The following is a 23,620-nucleotide window of genomic DNA, read 5'->3' as shown; positions in this document are numbered from 1 at the left end:
TTAGCCGTTCTGGACCAGAACGGCTTTTATTTTTTTATACCCACCACCCCGTGGGCCCGGCCCACGGAGCAGCTGTATTTATTTTTCCATTTGTTCAATCACGGAAGCAGATACACCGGTGAAGGAGAAACCGCCATCGTGGAAGAGGTTCTGCATGGTGACCATGCGGGTAAAATCGGAGAACAGGGTTACGCAGTAGTCAGCGCACTGGTCGCCGGAAGCATTGCCCAGGGGGCTCATTTTTTCTGCGTAACTGATAAAGCCGTCAAAGCCTTTCACGCCGCTGCCGGCAGTGGTACGGGTGGGCGACTGTGATACCGTGTTGATGCGCACTTTATTCTTCACACCATACTGGTAGCCAAAGCTGCGGGCAATAGATTCCAGCAGGGACTTGGCATCCGCCATATCATTATAATCCGGGAACACGCGCTGTGCAGCAATGTAGGTCAGTGCTACCACGGAACCCCACTCACTGATGGCATTCATGCCCAAAGCAGTCTGCAGCACACGGTGCAGTGACAGGGCGGAGATATCCAGTGTTTTGTGGAAGAAGTCGTAATCCAGGTCCGTGTAATGTTTGCCTTTACGCACGTTCAAGCTCATACCTACGGAATGCAGCACAAAGTCCACCTGGCCGCCAAAGTGCTCCATGGATTTTGTGAACAGGTTCTTCAGGTCATCCATATTGGTAACGTCTGCGGGGATCACCGGGGCTTTGCAAAGCTCCGCCAGTTTGTTGATCTCACCCATACGCAGCGCGATCGGGGCATTGGTCAATACGATTTCAGCACCTTCTTCTACGCAACGCAAGGCCGTTTTCCACGCGATAGACTTTTCATCCAGGGCGCCGAAGATGATACCTTTTTTTCCTTTTAATAAGTTATGAGACATTGGTTAAATGTTAATTTCAGCAAAATAATTATAATAAGTTCATATTTCCAAAGTTCACATACTAACCCAGCACCATTTCACGGGCATTTTCCAGCGCGGCAGCCGTAGGCCGTTCACCACTCAGCATTTGTGCAATGCTGTGGATACGCTCTTCCTGTGTAAGTATTTTTACACCGGTGGTTACGCGGGCTGCACCGGCATTCTTGTATACGAAGTAGTGGGTATCTGCTTTGCCGGCTATCTGGGGCTGGTGGGTAATGCAGATCACCTGGTGGTCTGCTGCCAGCTCTTTCATAATGATGCCAACCTGGCGGGCGGCTTCGCCGGAAATGCCGGTGTCAATTTCATCAAAGATCAGCGTGGGCAGGTGCACGGACTTGGCCACCAGTGACTTGATACAAAGCATCAGGCGGCTCAGCTCCCCGCCGGAAGCCACTTTGCCTACCGGCGCAAAGTTGTTGCTGCGGTTTGCATCAAAGAGCAGGTCTATCACATCCTGCCCGTAAGGTTGCAGCGGGCCTTGTGTAAGGCCCACTTTGAGGCGTGCATTGGGCATGCCCACCTGCGCCAGCAGGGCATTTACCTTTCCTTCAAAAGGCGCTGCCATGGCTTGTCTATGCTGGCTGATCTCATCGGCGGCGGCCTGTAACCGGGCATGCAGCTCATCGCGCTGCTGCTCCAGCGTGGCAATGCGCTCATCCAGGTTCAACACGCCCTGCAGGCTTTGATCCAGTTGTTGCTGCACGGCCAGCAGACCGTTGGTATCTGTTACGCTGTGTTTTTTGAAAAGGCGGTAACCCAGCGCCAGCCTTTCATTCAGCAGGGCAATGCGTTCCCCGTCGTAGTTCACCTGGTCATTGAGGCGGGATACTTCCTGGGCAATGTCCTGCAATTCCAGGTAGGTGCTTTGCATGCGATCCGCCAGGGCCGGCACCGCAGTATGAAATGCGGCCAGGCTTTGCAGCGACGATTGCAGCTGCTTGAGCTGCTGTACCACCGGTTGCTCGTCTTCCCGGAGCTGGAAGTAAATGCGGCTCAGGGTATTTTTTATTTCCTCGCTATGGCTGAGCAGCTTCAGTTCTGCATCGGCGGCTTCCACTTCCCCTTCGGTAAAATTGGCGTCCAGCAGCTCATCCAGCAGGAATTTATTGTAATCAAGTTCTTTATTGGCCTGGTCGCGCTGCGCTATCAGCTGGGTAAGTTCTTTGAGCACCTGGCTGTATTGCGCGTAGCGGGCACGGTAGGCCTGCACACGGCTGGCATTGCCCGCCAGGGCATCCACCACTTCCCGTTGAAAGGCGGCGCTGCTTAGTTCCAGCGTATCAAACTGCTGGTGCAGGTCTACCAGCATGTTGCTCAGTTCTGCCAGTTGGCCCAGGTTCACCGGTGTATCGTTGATGAATGCACGGCTTTTACCTGCAATGCTGATCTCGCGGCGGATAAGTAATTGCGGCTCCAGGTCCAGTTCATGTTTGGCAAAGAAATCCGCCACCTGTGCCGCCTCAATGTTAAAGCTGCCTTCGATCACGCATTTGTTCTGCTTATCAAACAGCACCTGCGGGTCGGCCCTTTCGCCCAGGATCAGGGAGAGCGCGCCCAGCAGGATGGACTTACCGGCACCGGTTTCCCCGGTGATCACGTTGAAATGCCCGGAGAAATCCACTTCCAGGTTTTCAATGATGGCGTAGTTCTGGATCGTTAAACGTTGTAGCATAATGGCGGCACAATTCCGGCAGCAAATTACGGGAAAAGTTCATTTGCGCGGGATATTAAAAAAAGGGTGTCGGATAATTTCAGTTCACGGTATTAGCAGTAACATTCACGCCGTAAACATACCCGCCCGTTACGCATTGTATGTGCGCACGCGCCCTAATCCATGCCAAGGCGCTCCAAACCTGCTTTGGCGCGGTGGTCCAGCGAATTTTTATAATCATGGTCCGGCATGGATATGCAGGTGCGGTAGCACTCCGCCGCCTTGCTCTTATCATTGCGCCGCTCGTAGATATAGCCCATTTGCAGGGCCGCCCGCGCCGCGTAGTATTCCGGCCGGTTTGCACCCACACGGATGGTGGCGGTATACATGGCAATGGCTTTGTCCTCCTGCCCCATTTCATCCAGCACACGGCCCATGCGGTATGCATATTCCAGCTTGTCCTCCATGGCCGGAAAGTCGGCCGCATGCACGGTCAGCAACACTTTCATGGCTTCGTTGAAAAAGCCGCCATCGCTGAGCAGGCGGGCTTTGAGCAGGGCCGGGTGCGGCCAGTGACCGGACTTTGCATCCTTCTGTGCCTGTTTGTCTGCATCGGTTTCCGTATTGCCATGCGTGAGCACTGCTTCCCGGTAGCGCTTTGCCTGGTCCATACGGCCTTGCAGCAGGTAGGCCCAGCTGAGGCGCTGGTAAGCTTCTTTCACATAGAATTTCCCTTTGAACTGGGTGACGAACTTCTCCAGGTATGCCGCTGCATCCGTATCCTGGCGCTCCAGTTTCATGACGCCCATGAGATAATTGGTGTAAGGCAGTTCCAGGTAGCTGGCGTGGTCATCCCGGTTTTCCAGCACCCGGATGCCCATATCCGCCCGCTGGTTGTTCATAGAAAGATTGGCCACCATGAGGGCAAACAGGAAGTTGTTGCGCGTATCCAGCTGCCGTTGCTGCATGAAGGCAAACGCCTCGTCCGGCTTGTTTTCAATGAATACTTTGAGGTAGCAATAATAGTAGTAGGATTCTTCTTTGAACAGTTGTGCATTGGGATCTGTACTGCTCACAAACCGCTGCACCATGGCCATGCCCTGTTGTATATTACCGCGCATGCCCAGGATATTCGTGATCCATTTGTACCCGTCGGGAATGGTGCCAAACACCGCCTGCATAGCACCCAGCAGCAAGCTATTGGGTGTAAAACCGGGAAACCTGCGCTGGTTGTCTTTCAGCATCACGTAGGCTTTGCGTATATCCCAAACCGCATCCCACTTCTCACCAAACTTCAGCTTCACAAAGGCCCACTGGAAGCGGATAGCCGCCTGTGTAAACAAATAATAAGGAGAGCTGGAAGGCCCGGCAGCCATCAGGTCCAGCCGCTCACTGCGGTGGCCTTTGGATGCATTGTACAGTGCAGGATCTTCATTGAAGAATAAGGGGAAAAAGTCGCGGTAGTTATCAATGTAGTAAGGAATGAGGTTATCAGGATGTTCCTGCTTTTCCGCATCCAGCAAGGCTTTGGCGTCATTCATACGCAGCTGCATCACCGCATCATATGCCTGCTGGCAGCGGGCGTTGAAGTCAAATACTTTCTCCGCTGCAAAGGAGAAGAAAGGCAGTAAACAAAGGAAAACGGTCACAAATAATCGCATGCTGATAGAATTTCCAAATCCACAATTTCCCATATCAAGGAGATCACAAACTCAACTTCCAAATTCCAAAAAAGGGATTGAACTAGTGTCTTTATGCAAATTACGCTCCACGCAGTCATTTTCCAATAAACCAGCGTGCCTGCCATTTACAGGTACCACAGCAGCAATTTCCAGTCCATTATCTGTCTATGGCCATTAGCATCCCGTTATAACCGGGGCATAAAAAAAGGACAACCATGAAAACCGGTTGTCCTTTCCATATCAAAAAGAAGCTGATTAAATAGTAACAGATGCTTCCAGGTCGTTGTCTACCAGGATACGTCCGCAATGCTCGCAAACGATGATCTTTTTGCGCTGGCGGATCTCAGCCTGGCGCTGGGGCGGGATGGCGTTAAAGCAACCGCCGCAGGCATCGCGGGATACGGTCACTACGGCCAGGCCGTTGCGGTAATTGGTGCGGATCTTTTCGTAAGCGGCCAGCAGGCGGGGCTCCACCTTGGTACGGGCTTCTTCGCTTTCCTTGCGGATGGCGTTTTCTTCCTTCTCTGTTTCGGCTACGATCTTTTCCAGTTCGCCCTTTTTGTGCTTCAGGTTCGTTTCCTTGTCAGCAATCGCTTTGCGGGCGTTTTCCAGGACACGGCCCTTGTCACGGATCTCTTCGTTGGCGTCCTTGATATGCTTTTCAGACAGTTTGATTTCCAGCTGCTGCATTTCCACCTCTTTGGTGATGGCTTCAAACTCGCGACTGTTCTTCACGTTGTCCTGCTGCTTCTCGTATTTCTTGATCAGGGCTTCTGATTCCTTGATCGCGTTCCTTTTGCTGGTAATGAAGTCCTGCATGCCGGCCACTTCGTCTTCAATGTGGTGGAGGCGGGTGTTCAATCCTGCGATCTCGTCTTCCAGGTCTTTTACTTCAATTGGCAACTCACCCTTCAGCACCTGGATCCCATCCAGTTTGGAATCGATCTTCTGTAACCGCAGCACAGAGGATAATTTTTCTTCTACGGAGAATTCTTTTACAGTAGCCATGCTTTATAAATAATTTACCGGGTTTGTACGAATGCTAGATTTAAGAGGCGCAAAATTACGGAAATTCTGTGTTAATATATGATAAAATAATTCCACTGTAAACTGCTCGCTCTCAAAATGCCCTACATCAGCAATAACTAGCTGATTATCAGCATCAAAAAATTCATGGTATTTAAAATCGGCGGAGATATAGGCATCCGCGCCCGCGGCAATGGCCTTCTTCAGCAGGAAGCTGCCGGCCCCGCCGCACAGGGCCACCTTGTGCACGGGCTTGCCCCGGAGGGGAGTGTAGCGCACACAGCCGGTCCTGAACTGCTCCTTCACCAAGTGCAGGAAAGCCATCTCGTCCATGGGTTCCGGCAGCCAGCCTACCATGCCGGCGCCCGCCTCGCCCCAGCTGTTATCCAGCGATACGAGGTCGTACGCCACTTCCTCATAAGGGTGGGCAGCCAGCAAAGCCTTTACCACGGCGCCTTCCAGGTAGCGGGGCAGTACCACTTCCAGTTTGGCCTCCGGCTCCGTATGCCGGAGGCCGGGCTGGCCCACGAAGGGGCTGGTACTGTCATCGCCCTTAAAAGTGCCCTGGCCATCGGCCTGGAAACTGCACTCGCTGTAATGCCCGATGTGGCCTGCGCCTGCGGCGAATACCGCCGCCCGCACCTGCTCCAACTGGGCCATGGGCACAAAAGTGTACAACTTTTTAAGCAGGGAAGGCTTGGGATCCAGGATGCGGCAATCCCGGAGGGCCAGCTGCTCCGCCATGCGGGCATTGACCCCGGCCAGCACATTGTCCAGGTTTGTATGTGCCGCATACACGGCTATGTCATGCTTGATAGCCAGGATGGCCACCCGCTCCACGTAGCTATTGCCATTGATCTTTTTCAGCCCGCCAAACACGATGGGATGGTGGGCCACCACCAGGTTACAGCCCTTGTCTACCGCCTCCCGGATCACGTCTTCCGTGGCATCCAGCGTGAGCAGCACGTTGGAGACCTCCCAGTCCGGGTTCCCGAAAATAAGCCCCGCATTATCGTACCCCTCCTGCAGCGACGGCGGCGCAAAAGCCGCGATGGTGTTGATGATTTCCCTGATCTTCATTCGTTAATTGTTAGTGGTTAAATCGTTCATGGTGCACCGTCAACGATAGTAACCGGCGTAAACCGTAAATGGTTAATACATTCAACGACCTCAAATATAATCCAAGACCTTATACGCCTCGCAAACGATTTGTTACTTTTGCTTTACTCCTATTCACGCTTAACAATTCACCATGTCCAACACACAGGCCCTCTACGACGATTTCAAAGCCAAAATGCAAAAGATCACAGATGTGCGCATGGCCACGGCCGTGCTGGGCTGGGACCAGGAAACCTATCTGCCGGAAAAGGGGGCGGGCTTCCGCGGACAGCAGATCACTACCCTGTCGTCCATTGCGCATGAACTGAGCACTGAAAAAGCCCTGGGCGACCTGCTGCGCGAACTGCACCAGCGCCATGACCTGGACGCGGTGCCCAAACGCAACGTGGACCTGGCCCTGGAAGATTATGAAAAACACCTGAAATACCCGGCGCCCTTTGTGGCGGCCCTGAGCCAGGCCACCAATGCCAGCTACCACGCCTGGATAAAGGCCCGCAAGGCCAACGATTACCAGCTTTTTGCCCCCGAACTGGCCAACATGATCTCCCTGAAAAAACAGGAAGCAGACCTGCTGGGCTACACCGGTCATCCTTACAATGCCCTGCTGGATGAATATGAAAAAGGCGCCACGGTAGCCATGCTGGACACCATTTTCGGGGAAGTGAAAACCGCCCTTACACCGCTGCTGCAGCAGATCGCGGGCCGGCCCCAGGTGGATAAATCCGTATTGTTCAAAACCTATCCCCGCGATAAACAATGGGCCTTTGGAATGGACCTGCTGGCCGCCATGGGCTATGACCTGGAAGCAGGCCGCCAGGACCTTTCCGAGCATCCCTTTACTACCAGCTTCAGCCCGGAAGATGTGCGTGTAACCACCCGCGTGGATGAAAATGATTTTGGCAACATGACCTGGAGCTGCATCCACGAAGGGGGCCATGCCCTCTACGAGCAGGGGCTGCCTGCCAGCCAGTATGGCCTGCCCTGCGGGGAAGCCGCCAGCCTGGGCATCCATGAATCACAATCGCGCCTGTGGGAGAACAACATTGGCCGCAGCCAGGCATTCTGGGAGCACCACTACCCGTTGCTCCAGGCCCTCTTCCCGGAAAACCTGCAGGACGTGCCCCTCACGGCGTTTTACCATGCCATCAACCAGGTGCAGCCTTCCCTGGTGCGCACGGAGGCCGATGAGCTGACCTATCACTCGCACGTAATGATCCGTTATGAAATTGAAAAGGCCCTGCTGGAGGGCAGCCTGGATACCAAAGACCTTTCTGCGGTATGGAACCAGCACTACCAGCAGTTCCTGGGCGTAAAAGTGCCGGACGATGTACAGGGCGTGCTGCAGGATATTCACTGGTCGCATGGCAGCTTTGGCTACTTCCCCACCTACTCCCTGGGCAGCTTTTATGCCGCCCAGTTCATGGCCGCCGCCCAGCAGCAGGTGCCGGGCCTGGATGCCGGCATCCGGGCTGGTAACTATACCGGCCTTTTACAGTGGCTGCGCAGGGAAATACACGCCCATGGCCGGTTTTACACCTCCAATGAACTGTGTAAAAAAGTAACCGGCGCAGAATTACAGTTCAGCTATTTCCTGGATTATGCCAAAGCGAAGTACGGGGAGATCTACAAATTTTAGCCCGGGACAAACCCCGGAGATGCCTGCGGAGCATAAACTTAACATTGGCCCTCTTCATCAATATTTAATTTGTTGCCAGTGGCATGTATTTTGTAAATTTGAGCACCTGCCAATTTTCGGTTCGGAAAATTGAAGATCGCCGTGTCTGACTGATAAACCAGATGAAAAACCGCCTGGCCCGATGTGCCAGGTATAGCCTTATTTTTAAAACCACTGTTCCGGTGCGCTATCAAACCGCCCCGGGATCATGCCTATCCTCATGAAAACTCGCCAACTTCAACGTATGGCCAGCCGCCTGCTGCTCTTTTTGTGCGGACTTGCTTCACTGCCGGCTGCTGCCCAAACTGTGTCCTTCACGCTGGATAACGATCATGGTTGTGGTAGTTTGGCTGTAAATGCCACCAATACTTCCACGGCCGGCGCTACCGCGTGGGACTGGTATTTTGGGGAAGGCACCGGCCACTCCTCCCTGCCCAATGCCTCGCATGTGTACACCAAACCCGGCACCTACACGGTGACCCTCACGGCCACTTACGGCGGTACCAAAAAAACAGCCACGCAAACCGTAACGGTGTACAACCTGCCCACAGCGGCCTTTACGCCCTCCGTTACGGAAGGCTGCTCGCCGCTCACGGTGCACTTTACCAACCAAAGCACCGCCGGCGATGGTACCATTGCCAGCGCAGCCTGGGACTATGGCGATAAATTCGGGGAAGACCAGAATGCCAATACCAGCCACACTTACACGATAGATCCTACCGTGCCGGCCAACCACCCGGATGGTGTTACCTACCCGGTATCGCTGGTGATCACCAACAGCTTTGGGTGTAAAAGTGCGCCCTTTACGGGTAATGCTTCCATCCATGTGGACGTGGCCCCGCTGATCACCATTACCAGTGATATTACCGGTGCCTGCTCCGTACCGCAGACCGTGCACTTCAGCAATGCCGCCCAGGCAGATCCGGGTGAAACTTACCTGTGGGACTATGGCGATGGTACCAAAGACAATACCGGCACCCACACCTACACCCAGCAAGGCGATTTCAAGGTAGTGTGCACCGCCACTTCCGCCAAGGGCTGTACCACGGTCAGTGAACCTGCTACTTTTTCCATCCATCCCATTAAGGCAGATTTTACGGTGTCCAATACCTGCGCAGGCAGGATGGTCACCTTTACCAATAATTCATCGCCCGCTACGGGTGGCGCCCAATGGGACTTTGGCGATGGCACCACGGGATATGGCAACCAGGTGCAACACCAGTTTAACACCGCCGGCACTTACAACATTACCATGACCGCCGTGGGCACCGTGGGCTGCTCCAGCAGTCCCATCACCAAGGCTGTGAATATTTCCAGCATGGCCACCATCAGCAACGTGCCCACGCGCATCGGCAGCTGCGCCGCGCCTTACACGGCTACCTTCACTGCCAACACTTCCGGCGCTGTAAGATGGGACTGGGTGTTTGGCGACGGCACCACCGGCTCCGGGCAAACGGTGACCCACACCTTCAAAAACCAGGGCACTTTCCTGGTGAGCGTTTCTGCTACCAATGCCGATGGTTGCTATGTGACCAAAGTGGTGGACACCGTAGCACTGGAGCAGCCTGTGGCCCAGCTGGACATGCTTTCCGGCTGCTTGCCGCTGGCCGCCACCTTTGCACCCACCATTACTTCCAAAGACCCCGTGACAAGCCTTGACTGGGACTTTGGCGACGGCACCACCGGTACCGGTAACCCCGCTACCCACACCTACACGAAACAGGGCGACTTTGATATAAAACTGACCATGCACACTGCCGGCGGGTGTGTGAAGGATACTGTGTTCAAAGGAGCTGTGCAAACGGGCACCCCGCTCACCGTGGATTTCAGCGCCGACCCGCTGGTGGCCTGCGCCAAAACACCGATCGCTTTTAAGAACCTGACCACGCCCGTGCCCCTGAATGATTCCATCGTGTGGCTCTGGCAGTTTGGCAACGATGGTGCTTCTACAGAACAAACGCCTTCCCATTCCTTCCTTATACCGGGCAAACAGACCATTACCCTCACCGCTACCAACAATGGCTGCGTGACCAGGGCACAGAAAGTGGATTACCTGACCATCCGCACCCCGGTGGCCATCTTTACCCTGAAGCAGGACTGCGACCACCCCTACGTGGCCGCAGTGACCAATACTTCCAGGGTGGACCCGGCCGGCAGCCCCTCCTACGCCTGGGATTTTGGTGATGGATCTCCCGTGGTGACGGATAAAGACCCGGCCCCCCACACGTACGCCAAAACAGGCCGCGACACCATCCGCCTCACCGTGGCAGATGGTGGCTGCCAAACCGATACCATGCTGGTGAAAACCGTGATGGACCCGCATCCGCTGCTCACCTCCGATAAGGATACGGTGTGTATGAACAATGATATTACCTACCACCTGTCTAACTTTACGCCGGAAGAAATTGCCAGCGGCACCTGGGACATTAACCCTGCATCGCCGTACGGAAATGGTACCAATGACTTTTCCATGCATTACACCCAGCCCGCTAACTTCACGGCCACCTTCCGCTACACGGATGGCGTGGGCTGCGCCCGTGTGACCAACCAGATCCCCATTGCCATCAATGGTGCGGTGGCCAGGGTGGCGGTGACCTCTACGGCCAATTGCGTGGGCAAAGAGATCACCTTCTCCGACAAAAGCATTGCCGTGCCCAGCGACCCTATTACCAGCTGGCGCTTCGACTGGGGAGATGATAGCCCCAGCACCGGCAAGCTGACCACCAGGCCCGTCGATTACGGCCACACCTTTGCCGGCGACAACCTGAGTTTTAATGTTACCTACTCCGTCACAGACAGCGCGGGCTGCGGGCCTTACGGGGTAACGCTGCCGGTGAACCTGAACCAGCCCAAGGCCGACTTCACCCTCGGATCGCCTTACGGCTGCCCGGGTGCGCCCATTAGCCTGGCCAATGCATCCAAAGACATTGGCAACAATCCCCAGCCTTTCAGCCAGGTAAACTGGACCTTCAGCGATGGCACCACTGCCACCGGCGAAACGCCTTACAAAGCTTTCAGCGCCGCCGGCACTTACGACATTACGCTGAATGTGATGGATGCCATTGGCTGTACAGCCTCCATCACCAAGACGCAGGCCGTGACGGTGCACGATCCAAAAGCTGTCTTCAGCCTGCCGGATATCTCCAATACCTGCCCGCCGGTGCTGGCCAAGTTTGAAAATAACTCTACCGATACCAAGTCCTCTTCCTGGGATTTCGGGGATGGCGGCACCAGCGACCTGGCCACACCCACCCACATTTACAACCGGCCGGGCACCTATGACATTGTGCTCACGGTAACCTCCCTGGGCGAGTGCACAGCGCAGGCCACCGAAACCGTGAAAGTGAAAGGCCCTGATGGCACCCTGTCCATGTCATCCAAGCTGGGATGCCCGCCCCTGGCACTCACCGCCCGGGTGAACGATGCCACCAACACGGTGCGCTACACTTATGACTTTGACGATGGTACTACCAATGTGGTTACCGCTTCCTCCGAGCCCCACACCTACACGCAGCCCGGCGTGTACCATCCCCGCCTGCTGCTGGAAGATGCAGACGGCTGTAAGGTGCCGGCCATGGGCGATAATGAGGTGGTGGTGGACAGCATTGGCACCAACCTGGTCGTGGATGCAACCCTTGCCTGTAACGGCGGCCCGGTGACCTTCATTGCCAATTCAGCATCCGTGGCACAACAGGTGCTGGGCCTGCCCAACGAGGTAACCTGGGACTTTGGTACTACGGGCCCGGATAATACGGCCTCCGGCGATACGGCCACCCACAACTACTCCGTGGGCAAGTATACCGCCACCATGCGGGTAACTTCTCCCGGTGGCTGCGTGGCGCCCCCGGTCACGTACGACGTGGATGTAAAGGCCAAGGCACAACCGGTGATAGACGTGATCCCCACGCTTTGCATTGGCAACACTTACCAGCCGGTGGGCCACGACCAGGCCAACCTGGCCAACGCCAAATGGACCTGGCAGATCAAAGGCAGCACCTACACGACCCAGCAGCCACCTTCCATCCTGTTTGACAACGCAGGCACCTTCCCCGTAAAACTGAAAGTGGAAAACTCGGATGGCAGTTGCCCGGACAGCACCACGGCCAACGTGATCGTGAACCCGCCACCTGCAGTGACGGTAACACCGCGCGAGGCGGGCGTTTGCGAGGGCAGCTCCACCACGCTTACCGCTATGGTGGCACCTGGCAACACGGTAACCTGGACAGACTATCACACCAGCAATATCAATGCACTTAGTACCCAGGTATCGCCGGATATCGATACCCTTTACCGCGTACAGGTACAGGACGCAGCCGGTTGTATCAATTACGACTCTGCCCGCGTGAGCGTGGTGCGCAAATTCACGCTGGACGCCATTCCCGCGGTAGCGGTGTGCGAGGGCCAGAGCACGCAGTTGCTGGCCAGCGGGGCAGACCTTTACAGCTGGTCGCCGGCTACAGGACTGAACAGCGCTTCCATACCTAATCCCATGGCTACGCCCGCCACCAGCACGGTGTACACGGTAACGGCAAAAGACAAGACCGGCTGCTTTACCGAAACAGCGGATGTGAACGTAACCGTGAACCCGGCCCCGGTACTGAAAGTGGTAAAAGACCAAACGGTAATGGCCGGGGAGTCAGTACCGGTACAGGTGCAGGGAAGCAGTGATATCACCACCGTATCCTGGTACCCCACCGATGGGCTGAGCTGCACGGACTGCCTCACCCCCACGATAACGCCCACCCACAGCGGCGCTTATAACATTACGGCCACTAACCAATACGGCTGTACGACCATAGAACAGGTTAACTTTAAAGTGGTGTGCAATGGCGCTGCCTTTGTGCCCAACACCTTTACGCCAAACGGGGATGGCATGAACGATATCTTTTACATCCGAGGCCGGGGCGTAAAGGTGGTGACCACTTTCCGTATTTATAACCGGTGGGGACAGGTGATGTTCCAGCGTGACAACTTCCCGATAGAGGATATTGCTTATGGCTGGGATGGGCGCGTGGGCGGCCAGCCGGCGCCTCCCGATGCATTTGTGTACTACGCAGAGCTGATCTGCGAAACCGGGGAACACTTTACGCTGAAAGGCAGCATTATGCTGCTGCGGTAAAAAATACCAGGTTGCGGAAAAAGGCAGGAAGCTCACCGGGCTTCCTGCCTTTTTTGTACCGGGCACTCCTTAACACATATACGACAATTATTTTACATGTAAATCAATTAATTAATATTAACTTTGGTTAATCTGTACCCAATCCGCCTGTGTGAAAAATGTAGACCCGGAAGGCGGCATTAAAACAAGGAACATACCTATGAAAGACTTCCTGGCCTATTGTGGCTCCAGGTACAAGACCCTGGGCCTGTTTACAGCCGGACTGCTGGCGGGTGCTGCATTACACGCCCAACAAGCTTCATTCTCTACTACCGCTACCCCGGCCAGCGCCTGCACGCCGGCGGTGATCTCGTTCCATAACAATTCTTCCTCCGGTGCACTTTCCTATAACTGGGATTTTGGCAACGGGCGCCAGTCGCAGGTGGCCGACCCACAGGTAACCTACACCGTGGCCGGCACTTACCACGTGGTGCTGACCAGCTACTACGGCAGCGGGCCGGTAACCTTCAGCAAGGACCTGGTGATCAATGCACTGCCCACGCCCGATTTTAGTGTAAGCGATGCCGTGAGCTGCAAACCTTATACGCCCACCTTCACAGACCTTACGCCTGCTGCCACCATCCGCGTGTGGGATTTTGGCGATGGTACCGGCACGGTATCCACTACCAATGCCACGGTAAACCACAATTATCAAAAGGCGGGCACTTACGATGTGACCTTATCCGTTACTAACGGTAACGGCTGTACGAATACAATCGTTAAAAAACAATTCATCCAGGTGGCCCTGCCAGTGCTCACCGGCCCTGCCGGCGTGGCGGGCTGCGCCCCGCTGGATGCGGTGTTGTCTGCCTCCATGAGCAACATCAAGAACGATCCCATAGTAAGCTATGCCTGGCAGTTTGGAGACGGTCAAAGCCAGACCGTGGCCACCCCGGCAGTGCTGCATACTTACAATGGTACCGGCCGTTTTGATGTAACCCTCACGGTAACCACACAAAGTGGCTGTACCGCCAGTGCCGCTTACAATGACCTGGTGTGGGCCGGCAAAGCCCCGGCCACAGCCAACTTTGGCGTAACACCCAATCCCGTATGCGCGGGTGATGCGGTGCGCCTGGTAGCCACTTCCTCCGGGGCAGATACGTATAACTGGAACTTTGGTGATGGTACCGCACAAAGCGGCGCCGCCACGGACATTACCCACAACTTCCAGAACAATGGCAGTATTACGGTGAATATGAGCGCCGGCTCAAATGGCTGCTTCACCGCCGCCACACCGGTAACCGTGCAGGTGAACGGGCCCGTGGCCTCCTTTGATTTCATCCGTGACTGTACCAACAAGCACCAGTTCATTTTCACCAATACTTCCAAAGAAATTCCAGGTAACACGTATGAATGGGCTTATGGGGATAATGCTACCGGCAATGCGCAAAACGAAACACATACGTACGCCAGCACGGGTAAATATTTTGTGCGCCTTACCCTCACTTCCGGGGGCTGCAGCAGCACCGCCATTGATACGCTCTATGATTTTACGCCGGACTTCAGTACCGGTGTAAACACCGTGTGCCGCGGCACTTCCGCCACCTACTCCGTGCTGAATGTACCGGGCCCCCTGGTGTCCAACTACAGCTGGCGCTTTGACGACGGCACCCAGCAGGATGGCCCTGCGCTTACAGACGTAACCAAAGTGCTGAACCAGACCGGTGTAAAATCAGACTGGCTGGTGATTTCGTATAATGATCCCCGTTATTGCAACGATACGGTGCGCAAGGCCAATCACATCAGCGTAATAGCGCCCACGGCCGATTTTACACTGGCCAATGCAGGCTGTGTAAGCCAGCAGGTAAATTTTTCCAACACCTCCGTGCCGGCTTCCAACATTCCCATCATTACCTGGGCCTGGAACCTGGGCAACGGGGTTTCCTCCACCCAGCAGGCACCTGCGGGCATTACATATTCCGCTTCCGGCACCTACCCTGTGAAGCTGGTGATCACGGATGCACGCAACTGCATGGACTCTACACTCAGGAACATCACCATCAATCCCACCCCTTACCTCTTTACCAGCCGCTCTGCACCCAAGCTTTGTGAAGGTACGTCCGTAACGCTGACGGCCAATTCCGACGCCCCCGTGCAATGGCTGACCAACTATAACCTGAGCTGCACCAACTGCACCAGTACCACGGCTGCACCCGCCATGGACACGCTTTACCACGTGCAGGCTACCAACACCTTTGGCTGCTCCGTGGAGGACAGCCTGCGCCTGCAGGTAGTGCCCACCGTACAGCTGACCATCAGCAATGACACCGCGCTTTGCGAGGGCACCGCCGCCCAGCTGAAAAGCACTGGGGCCAAGAGTTACAGCTGGAGCCCCACCACTAATCTTACAGATCCCGGCATAGGCAACCCGGTGGCCACGCCCAATACCACCACCACTTACACGGTAACCGGCAGCAACGACCCTGCCTGCCCCACAGACAGCAAGTCCGTGACCATCACGGTGAACCCGCTGCCTGCCGTGAGCACACCCCAGCGGGAAATTGTAACCGTGGGTAGCGTGGTACCGCTCAATGCCACCGGCACACCCGACGTGATCAGCTGGCAATGGAGCCCGGCAGATTATATAGACTGCACCACGTGCCCCAGCACCATGGCGGCGGTGCGCAAGCCTATTACTTACAGCATCACCGGCACTAACAGTTACGGCTGTACGGCCACCGCGGTTACAGAAGTTGTGCTGGTGTGCGATGAGAACGTGGTATTTATCCCGAACACCTTTACGCCCAATGGCGATGGGATGAATGACATCTTCTACATCCGCGGCAAGGGCATTGCCACCGTGAAGTACTTCCGCATCTTTAACCGCAACGGGGCACTGATGTTTGAACGCAACAACTTTAACGTAGACGATATCACCGCCGGCTGGGATGGCACCGTGAAAGGCCACCCCGCCGGCTCGGATGTGTACGTGTACGTAGCGGATATGGTCTGCGACAACAGCCAGCCCTTCCAGCTGAAGGGCAACGTGACTTTATTGAGATAACCGAAAAACCGAAATAAAACACAACATGAAAACGTTGTTGAAAATAAGCTTGTTCCTGGCCGCCTTCGGGTGTGCATCCGCAGTGGCGCAGGACATCCACCTGTCGCAATTCTCTGAAACGCCCATCCTGCGCAATCCCGCGCTGATAGGCATTTTCAATGGGGACGTGCGTGTGCAGGCGGTGTACCGCAACCAGTGGAACAGCGTGACCATTCCGTATGAAACCGGTACCCTCAGCGCGGAGCTGAAATACCCGGTGGGCCTCACGGACTTTGTGACCGTGGGCATGCAGCTCAGCTACGACCGGGCCGGCACCTCAAAGCTGCAATCCACCCAGATCCTGCCTGCGCTCAACTATCACAAATCACTGAGCGATGATAAAAGCACCTTCCTTTCCCTGGGCGCCACGGGCGGGGTGGTGCAGCGCCAGTTTGACGTCACCCACCTCACGTTTGACAACCAGTATACCAATGGCCGCTTTGACCCCACTGCCCCCACCGGGGAAGACGGGCGGTTGGCGCTGCGGGGCTACACCTACATAGATGCCGGCGTGGGCCTGAGTTTCAACAGCGTGATCGGGGAAAATACCAACTACTACCTGGGCGCGGCCCTTTACCATTTTAACCGCCCCGCGGTGTCTTTCATGGGAGATAAAAAAGCCACGCTGCAACCCAAGTTTACCATAAATGCAGGCATCACCATCCCCGCTTCTGAAAATGTGAAAGTGATAGCCCAGTACAATGAAGTGCACCAGGGCTCCTATTCCGAATATATAGGTGGGGCCATGATAGGCTACGGCCTGCTGAGCCAGGGCCTCGAATCGGACCATGGTGTGTATGGCGGCATTTACTACCGCTACAAAGACGCTATCATCCCGGTAGTAAGGCTGGATATGGGTAAGTATGAGATCGGCTTCAGCTACGATTCCAACATTTCTTCCCTTACGCCTGCAAGCCACGGCCAGGGCGGGTTTGAGATCTCCCTGGTGTTCAAGGCATTCCGCAACGAGGATGTGGCCAATATGTCGTGCCCGCGTTTTTAACCATTTTTAACACTTTACAAGACCTTCAAGGTGCAGGGGCATGCCCGCTGCACCTTTTTTATTTTTACATTAGTAGTATGATACGTTGTACCCTGATACTGACCTTTGTTCTCTGCTGTAGCCTGCCTGCCCTGAGCCAGAAAATGCAATTGTACAGGGCTTACGTCAATTACCAGAAACCGCCTACCAATAAACTGCCGCCAGATTGTGCTACTTTCCAGGTGTATGTGAGCAGCAAGCTGCCGGAAGCCTATCACATTTACCCCGGCTCCCTGGCCCTGCAGGTAAAGATGTCGCCCCTGAAACGGGTGCTGAATGACAGTGCTGATCTGCGTATATCCGTTACCGTAGGAGACACTTCCAGCCCGGCAGTGATAGATCCCTACACGTTTTCAGACGGAGAGCGGCATATTGTTACCGGCTCCATTTACCTGCCGGTCTACTACAAGCTTACAGATAAGAAGGGCATGATCTACGAAGACGACTCTTCCATGGCATCGTCCCAGCTGGCTTACACGATCGCTTATCCCATGAACGGGCCTCCACCATCGATGGAAGAATATTCGCAGGCTATCATTGATCATAGCTGGGAAATGGCGCTGGACCAGAATATTTCCTGGATGAACTACCGGCTCACGGAAATGTTCTTCGGGGCCAGTCATAAGATCAACGTGGTCTTTTTTGGCTTTGAGAAAAATGAAAAGTTTGGACTGGATGGCACGGACAAACCCATTATCAACGGTGTATATACGGTGCTGCACCGGTTTGGCCAGGACCAGCAATGGGAGCCCGTGGCAGATGCCTGCCACCAGGCCATAGGCTACTGGAAGCGGGCCCTGGAAAAAACACAGGCCGCCTGGCAGGCCCTGAAAGACCACAAGTCTAAAGAGCGGCTGAGCGTTATCCAGTACGACATTTATCACAACCTGGCCCAATGCGCCATCTGGGCGCGGGATACAGACCAGGCCCTCTACTTCCTGGACCAGTGTTTTAAGATGAAAGAACGCGATACTGATACCCAGGAGCTGGTGACCATCATGCAGGAACTGGGTGTGGCGCCCAAGCCCCGGCGTTTTTAATGGGTGTTTAATATTTCAAACGGGGGAATGCTCGTAAATTGCCAGATGTGAAACGATATACTATGAAAAAGTACATTTGCTGCCTGCTTGCGGGAATGGGCCTGCTGACTGGTTATGGTGCCAAGGCACAGATAGATGGCGTAGTGGAAACCACCGTAACCTACCTGAAACCTGCGTCGCGCAGGCTGCCGGATAGCATTAAAACCTACGATGTACGCGTGTTCAGCAATTACGACCTGGGCAAATACGGCCTCACCGAAGGCCAGATAGGCGCCTCCGTAGCGCTGGACAGCCTGCAGCGCATGCCCATGGATGGCGACCTGCACCTGGTGCTGACCATAGGCACCGCCGCCGGCCCACACACCATACAACCCAAAATGGTGAACACCGGCGATTACGTGATGAGCATTGAAGCCCCTATTTATACCCCGGTGTATTTCAAGCTGATGGACAACAAAGGCCTCACGTACGAAGAAGACTCCGCCCTCTCCTCCTCTTACCAGAAATTCAGTGTAGCCTTCCGCAGCCGCACCAACGTGGAGCCTCCGGTAAGTGCCTATGCGAATAATGCACTGCTGGAAACCCAAACCCCCAGTGCCTTGCAGACCAATATAGACTGGATAAACTTCCTGCTCAATGAAGAATTCTTTGGCAGCACCAAGCATATAAACGTGCACCTGTTCTTCCTGAGAAAATCTTCCAAATTTGGCCTGGACGGCCTGGATAAAGGCATTGCAGATACCGCGCTGCTGGCCCTCGGCCAGTTTAGCCGCGACCAGCAGTGGGCGCCCCTGGAAGCCGTGATGGAACACGCCGCCGCCTACTGGGAAGTGGAACTGGCCCACCTGGACCAGGTAACACCTACCCTGAAAACCCACGACGACCGCTACAATATGCTGTTCCTGAAGTACGACCTGTATTATAACCTGGCCCAGGCTTATATGTGGCTGAAAGACGGGCGCCGCGTGGATTACTACCTGGACCGCTGCCACCTGCTGAAGGAGCGCGATGGATACAGTGCGGATGCAGACCATAACTTCCAGGAGATCTTCCCGGCCCGCTAGGAGATGCAATAACTCAGGGCAGTAGCCACGTTCCGGGCGAGCGCAATGGGGTGGCATGGCCTGCCGGCATAAATTCAGGACAAGGTCTATGTTCCGGTCAAGATATGCCGTACCTTTCGGCCGCAGTATAAGCACTCACCACTTAAAATTTGATTACTATGAGCTTAGCAATTGGTACGCCCGCTCCGGCATTCTCGCTGTATGATACTGAAAAGAAACTCACGTCCCTGGCGGATTTCAAAGGCAAGAAGGTATTGATCCTTTTCTTCCCGATGGCCTTCACCAGCGTGTGCACCGCAGAACTGTGCAGCATGCGCGACAGCCTGGCGGTATACAACGGGCTGAACGCGGAAATACTGGGCATTTCCGTGGATTCGCCCTTTACCCTGAAAAAATTCAAGGAAGAAAACGGTCTTAACTTCGCGCTGCTGAGTGATTTTAACAAGGAAGTATCCCCCGCTTACGGTGCTTTTTATGAAACATTTGCCCTGGACCTGAAAGGCGTGTCCAAGCGTGCGGCCTTCGTGGTGGATGGCAATGGCAACATCCAGTATGCAGAAGTGAAAGAATCTGCCGGCGATCTGCCTGATTTTGAGAAGATCAAGGAGGTTTTAGCGAAAATCTAAGCGTTGTTAATATTTTGAAAAAAAGACGGCAGGCACACAATAATTGGCCTGCCGTTTGTTATTTTTTATATAGCTTTATATAACGTGCGAAAATTTAATCCTCCCCGAACGCAAATATTCAAAAAATATTATATCTTTGATTTACTATGATCAAAACCTATACACTCTTCTTACTTATGGCTTTGTGTACCTTGTCCTTCGGGGCCAGGGCGCAGTATGCCCCGGGTAATGATGGTGGATCGGTGAAGATCTTTAAACCGCCTTACCCCAACCCCGCTACCAGTCGCATTACCTTTGAACTCCAGAAAAACAGCGATAAGCACTATGCCCTTATTGTCTATAACTTCCTTGGCAAGAAGATGGAAGAGATCAAGGACATTCCCTACCGTACAGAGTTAAACCTCGACAACTACTACACGGGAATTTACATTTACCAGCTCCGTGACCAGACCGGCAACATCGCCGAATCCGGTAAATTTAACGTCATCAAGAACTAGTTCCCTTTCTTTTATTTCCGTTTTACGTGCAGCGAAGCAATTTGCGCGGCATTGGCATGCCTGGCATCAGGTACTGCTGATAAACGCGGGATAGGTATGTTTTATTTTGGCGTAGTTAAATAAAAAGGGATTGGGTCCTCTTTTTAGCCAGGCCGCAGGTGCTCCCACGGAAACTTAACCCACCATCCTGGTGGCGGCCGGTTCCCTGTGTATTTCAGAAAGAAGCTATAGGGCAATTACATGGAGGAGGGATTTCCCGGAATGATTATGGCCCTGGCCGCACTGGCCAATTCGTCCAGTGCGGCGCGGTCCAGCCGGTCGAAGCCGGACCTCATGGCTGCTTTCTGCACAGGGTCTTTGGCCGCCAGCGCACCAAACCGCAGCAACAGCCGGTCCTTCCAGGATAAATTTTTTATAATGCACCGTCCCGGCAGGAAAAACACCCTGGTTGTTTTGCGCAATGCAGGCTCCAGGTTGTTCTCCAGGACCTTGCGCTGTTCCGGCGGGTCCTGGTAGGTGGAGCCGCAGACAATGAATAACAACAGTTTTTTTGACAGAAGTGCCACCTGGTGCGCTTGCAGCCAGGTACGGATCACGAGCTGCCCTACATAGACAGAACTACCCAGTATAACCAGGTCGTAACCTGCCAGTGCCGCTGCGTTAGCGTCATCAGCTTTCAACACAGGGAGCTGCAGTCGCTCTGCCAGCCATTGGGCGTATTGTTCGGTGGCACCGTATTTACCAGCATAGATAATGACCGCTTTCATTGCAGATTCGTTTGGGTACGGCCGCAAAATAGCCTGTCCCGCGGGCCTTGAAAATGACCACCGTCACTACAATTGAAAGCATTTAGTACCAACAGTGAAAGGTTCCATTATCTGGCAAGAGGTCTTCCCGGCCCAGGCTTCTTCCGGTTGTATTTAAATATCAGGGGCCGCCTTATTTATCCGCCACACACCTGAATCCCACGCTGCCCGACCGGTCCATCGAAGGGCTCATTAAAAGATACTTGCCATATTTGAATAAGGCGGTTGCCTCCGGGAAATACCAATCAGACCCTTTGGGACGGTAATAGCCACCTCCCTTCAGCACGGCATAACGGGTGTGCAGGTCGGTGTACTCATCCGTCCATTGCCAGACATTGCCCACCATATCCATCACACCAAACGGGCTTGCCCCGCGTGTAAATGCATTTACAGCGGCAGGTCCCCGCATTACCCGGCCGGTGTCGCGCGCAGGAAGCAGGGTGCTATCCATGATGTTACCCCAGGGATAGGCACGATCATCCGTTCCCTGCCCGGCATATTGCCATTCCCATTCGTGTGGTAACCGCTTGCCGGCCCAGCTGGCATAGGCACGGGCATCTTCCAGGGATACCCAGGTAACAGGCTTATCATCCCAGCCCTCCTGGTACGTGCCATTTTTCCAGTCCTTTAAGTAGTTGTGCTCATCTGCCGGACGGTAATGGGTGGCATCCAGGAAAGCCTTGAACTGCTTATTGGTGACCGGGTATTTGTCCATATAGAACGGATCGATATCCATCCCATGCGTTTGTGAACGGGCGGGATGCGCTTCCCAGGGATGTTGCACCCCTATTCCGTCTGGCAGGTCATTCCCTTCGATCATTACGCCTTGTGTTTTGAACTGGTAATTTTTTACGCCCGGTATGGCCACCATTCCTTTGGGCGCTGCCGCATAGCGTACCGTCTTTTTGACCTGCGTTATAGATTGCTGCAGTGGCGTCCACCGGTCGGAAAGGCTCTTAAGCGGTTTTGCACTCAGTTGCCGCATTTCGGCCAGCACGTTCATCAGCCTTTTGTCCACGAGGGATGACTTCATTTGTAATACCGCCCCAAACCCATTGGCTTCTACCGGGAAGTCCAGGTACACCAGGTCCCCTTCCTTCGCCGCGTGCAGTTCCCGGCCGTTATAGATATCAAAGTAACGCAAGCCGCTCTGATAAGGTAATTGCAGTTGCCGGCCTGTTTTGTCCACACTGTCGCGGTTCACCAAAGTGTACATGGTATAACCCTGCTGCGGAAACCGTGAAACAAAAACACCGGAAGATTGTGCGGGGAAATGGGGCTGCCATTCCGCACTGCTCCATGCACCGGGGAATGCCCGGTAAATATGGCCAATTCTCTTGATAGCGGCTGCATAACGTTCGGTGATCCCATTCCAGATACCCCAAATATTTTCCCAGGTGTTGTAGCCAACCCCGTTAAAGAACGCATATTGCAGGTCATCGGTCCTGTCAATGATCCACCGGTTGGTGATATGTACCTGGTGTTTGGGCTCCAGCCATTTATACACACTGACACCCGGAACATGATCATACTTCCAGTAATATCCCCAGCTCATCGTGTTCCATTTCACCATATTCAGGTCATCGATAGCCACTTCCGGCTGCAGGGCAACCGGGTATCCTATACTATCGCACGCCTGCTGGAAGTCCTCCGTAACACCAAACATGGTATCGCCATTCAACCCGTCTGCACCAACAGCCTGCATCTCTGCAATCAAAGCAGCGGCCATCGGGTTGCTTATGGCCCTGGTACCGGTATCCCAGATCATGATCGGGAAAAACACCCTCACACCCCGCTGCTTAAAATCCCGCACCATTTCTCTTACACCATCCCGTCCGCCGGGCATGGATGCCAGCCAGTCAAACTGGTTACGGTTGTCTATGCCGATGTTGGGATAGGTAGGCCAGATCAATACAGCTTCCAGGCCGCCATAACGATGCTTTACATCCGCCAGGTAGCGGTCTACGGTGTAACGTTTGTGAACCGGGTCATAAAGAAACCGGTCGCATGCCATTACCTGGGCGTACATAAATACCCGCGACGTCCATCCCTGATGGAACTTGCGATAGACAGTATCTTTATATTGCAGGCGCAGTTTTTCCGCGGTCCTCCACTGCAACATATGCTGCCACCAGTCTGCCTGCATAGCCGGCGTTTGAGGGCCTTTGAATAACTCTTTAAGATCTCCCTGCCGTTCGGGTGTCTGTGCCTGGGCGGCACAAACAAGCCACAACGGCATAAAAAGCAAACAGTATATT

At 54.4% G+C, this 23,620-nt stretch carries 15 protein-coding genes; 8 read left to right on the top strand and 7 right to left on the bottom strand.

The window, feature by feature from the left end:
* Positions 1-78 precede the first annotated feature (78 nt).
* The 5 genes from DCC81_RS07525 to DCC81_RS07505 all read right to left on the bottom strand — a co-directional run bounded on the left by DCC81_RS07525 (position 79) and on the right by DCC81_RS07505 (position 6,372).
* Entirely contained in the window at positions 79-891 is an 813-nt protein-coding gene (locus DCC81_RS07525; protein WP_108685939.1) for an enoyl-ACP reductase FabI, read from the bottom strand.
* A gap of 61 nt (positions 892-952) precedes the next feature.
* A complete protein-coding gene (recN, locus tag DCC81_RS07520) occupies positions 953-2,605 on the bottom strand; it encodes a DNA repair protein RecN (RefSeq protein WP_108685938.1) in 1,653 nt (550 codons plus the stop codon).
* Between the two features lie 155 nt (positions 2,606-2,760).
* The gene (locus DCC81_RS07515; protein ID WP_165806472.1) at positions 2,761-4,245 is read right to left on the bottom strand and encodes a tetratricopeptide repeat protein; all 1,485 of its coding nucleotides are present in this window, start codon (positions 4,243-4,245) and stop codon (positions 2,761-2,763) included.
* 276 nt (positions 4,246-4,521) lie between these two features.
* Entirely contained in the window at positions 4,522-5,274 is a 753-nt protein-coding gene (locus DCC81_RS07510; protein ID WP_108685936.1) for a zinc ribbon domain-containing protein, read from the bottom strand.
* A gap of 3 nt (positions 5,275-5,277) precedes the next feature.
* On the bottom strand, positions 5,278-6,372 hold the full coding sequence (locus tag DCC81_RS07505) for a Nif3-like dinuclear metal center hexameric protein (RefSeq protein ID WP_108685935.1): 1,095 nt from the start codon (positions 6,370-6,372) through the stop codon (positions 5,278-5,280).
* Between the two features lie 172 nt (positions 6,373-6,544).
* Here DCC81_RS07505 and DCC81_RS07500 point away from each other — a divergent pair, with 172 nt between their 5' ends.
* The 8 genes from DCC81_RS07500 to DCC81_RS07465 all read left to right on the top strand — a co-directional run bounded on the left by DCC81_RS07500 (position 6,545) and on the right by DCC81_RS07465 (position 20,556).
* Positions 6,545-8,047: a carboxypeptidase M32 gene (locus DCC81_RS07500; protein ID WP_108685934.1), complete on the top strand. Its 1,503-nt coding sequence runs from the start codon at positions 6,545-6,547 to the stop codon at positions 8,045-8,047.
* A gap of 259 nt (positions 8,048-8,306) precedes the next feature.
* Positions 8,307-13,205 carry a PKD domain-containing protein gene (locus tag DCC81_RS07495; RefSeq protein ID WP_165806471.1) on the top strand — a complete coding sequence of 1,633 codons (4,899 nt, stop codon included), beginning with the start codon at positions 8,307-8,309 and terminating at the stop codon, positions 13,203-13,205.
* 151 nt (positions 13,206-13,356) lie between these two features.
* Entirely contained in the window at positions 13,357-16,248 is a 2,892-nt protein-coding gene (locus DCC81_RS07490) for a gliding motility-associated C-terminal domain-containing protein (protein WP_108685932.1), read from the top strand.
* 25 nt (positions 16,249-16,273) lie between these two features.
* On the top strand, positions 16,274-17,290 hold the full coding sequence (locus DCC81_RS07485) for a PorP/SprF family type IX secretion system membrane protein (RefSeq protein WP_108685931.1): 1,017 nt from the start codon (positions 16,274-16,276) through the stop codon (positions 17,288-17,290).
* A gap of 77 nt (positions 17,291-17,367) precedes the next feature.
* Positions 17,368-18,369, top strand: a complete 1,002-nt coding sequence (locus tag DCC81_RS07480; protein WP_133177591.1) for a hypothetical protein — start codon at positions 17,368-17,370, stop codon at positions 18,367-18,369.
* 62 nt (positions 18,370-18,431) lie between these two features.
* A complete protein-coding gene (locus tag DCC81_RS07475) occupies positions 18,432-19,433 on the top strand; it encodes a hypothetical protein (protein ID WP_108685929.1) in 1,002 nt (333 codons plus the stop codon).
* Positions 19,434-19,591: 158 nt separating this feature from the next.
* Positions 19,592-20,059, top strand: coding sequence for a redoxin domain-containing protein (locus tag DCC81_RS07470; RefSeq protein WP_108685928.1), 468 nt, complete (start codon positions 19,592-19,594; stop codon positions 20,057-20,059).
* A 146-nt stretch (positions 20,060-20,205) separates the two neighbouring features.
* Positions 20,206-20,556: a T9SS type A sorting domain-containing protein gene (locus DCC81_RS07465; protein ID WP_108685927.1), complete on the top strand. Its 351-nt coding sequence runs from the start codon at positions 20,206-20,208 to the stop codon at positions 20,554-20,556.
* A 236-nt stretch (positions 20,557-20,792) separates the two neighbouring features.
* On the opposite strand, the gene DCC81_RS07460 is transcribed toward DCC81_RS07465, so the two are convergent.
* Positions 20,793-21,323, bottom strand: a complete 531-nt coding sequence (locus DCC81_RS07460) for a flavodoxin domain-containing protein (RefSeq protein WP_108685926.1) — start codon at positions 21,321-21,323, stop codon at positions 20,793-20,795.
* 172 nt (positions 21,324-21,495) lie between these two features.
* Positions 21,496-23,601 (bottom strand): formylglycine-generating enzyme family protein, encoded by a 2,106-nt coding sequence (locus DCC81_RS07455; RefSeq protein WP_205686266.1) that lies wholly within the window; start codon positions 23,599-23,601, stop codon positions 21,496-21,498.
* Positions 23,602-23,620: the final 19 nt, after the last annotated feature.

Origin of the sequence: Chitinophaga parva, from assembly GCF_003071345.1 — a bacterium.
Classification (GTDB): Bacteria; Bacteroidota; Bacteroidia; order Chitinophagales; family Chitinophagaceae; genus Chitinophaga; species Chitinophaga parva.
The sequence above is the reverse complement of the archived record's forward strand: the minus strand, read 5'-3'. Positions and strand labels throughout refer to the sequence as shown.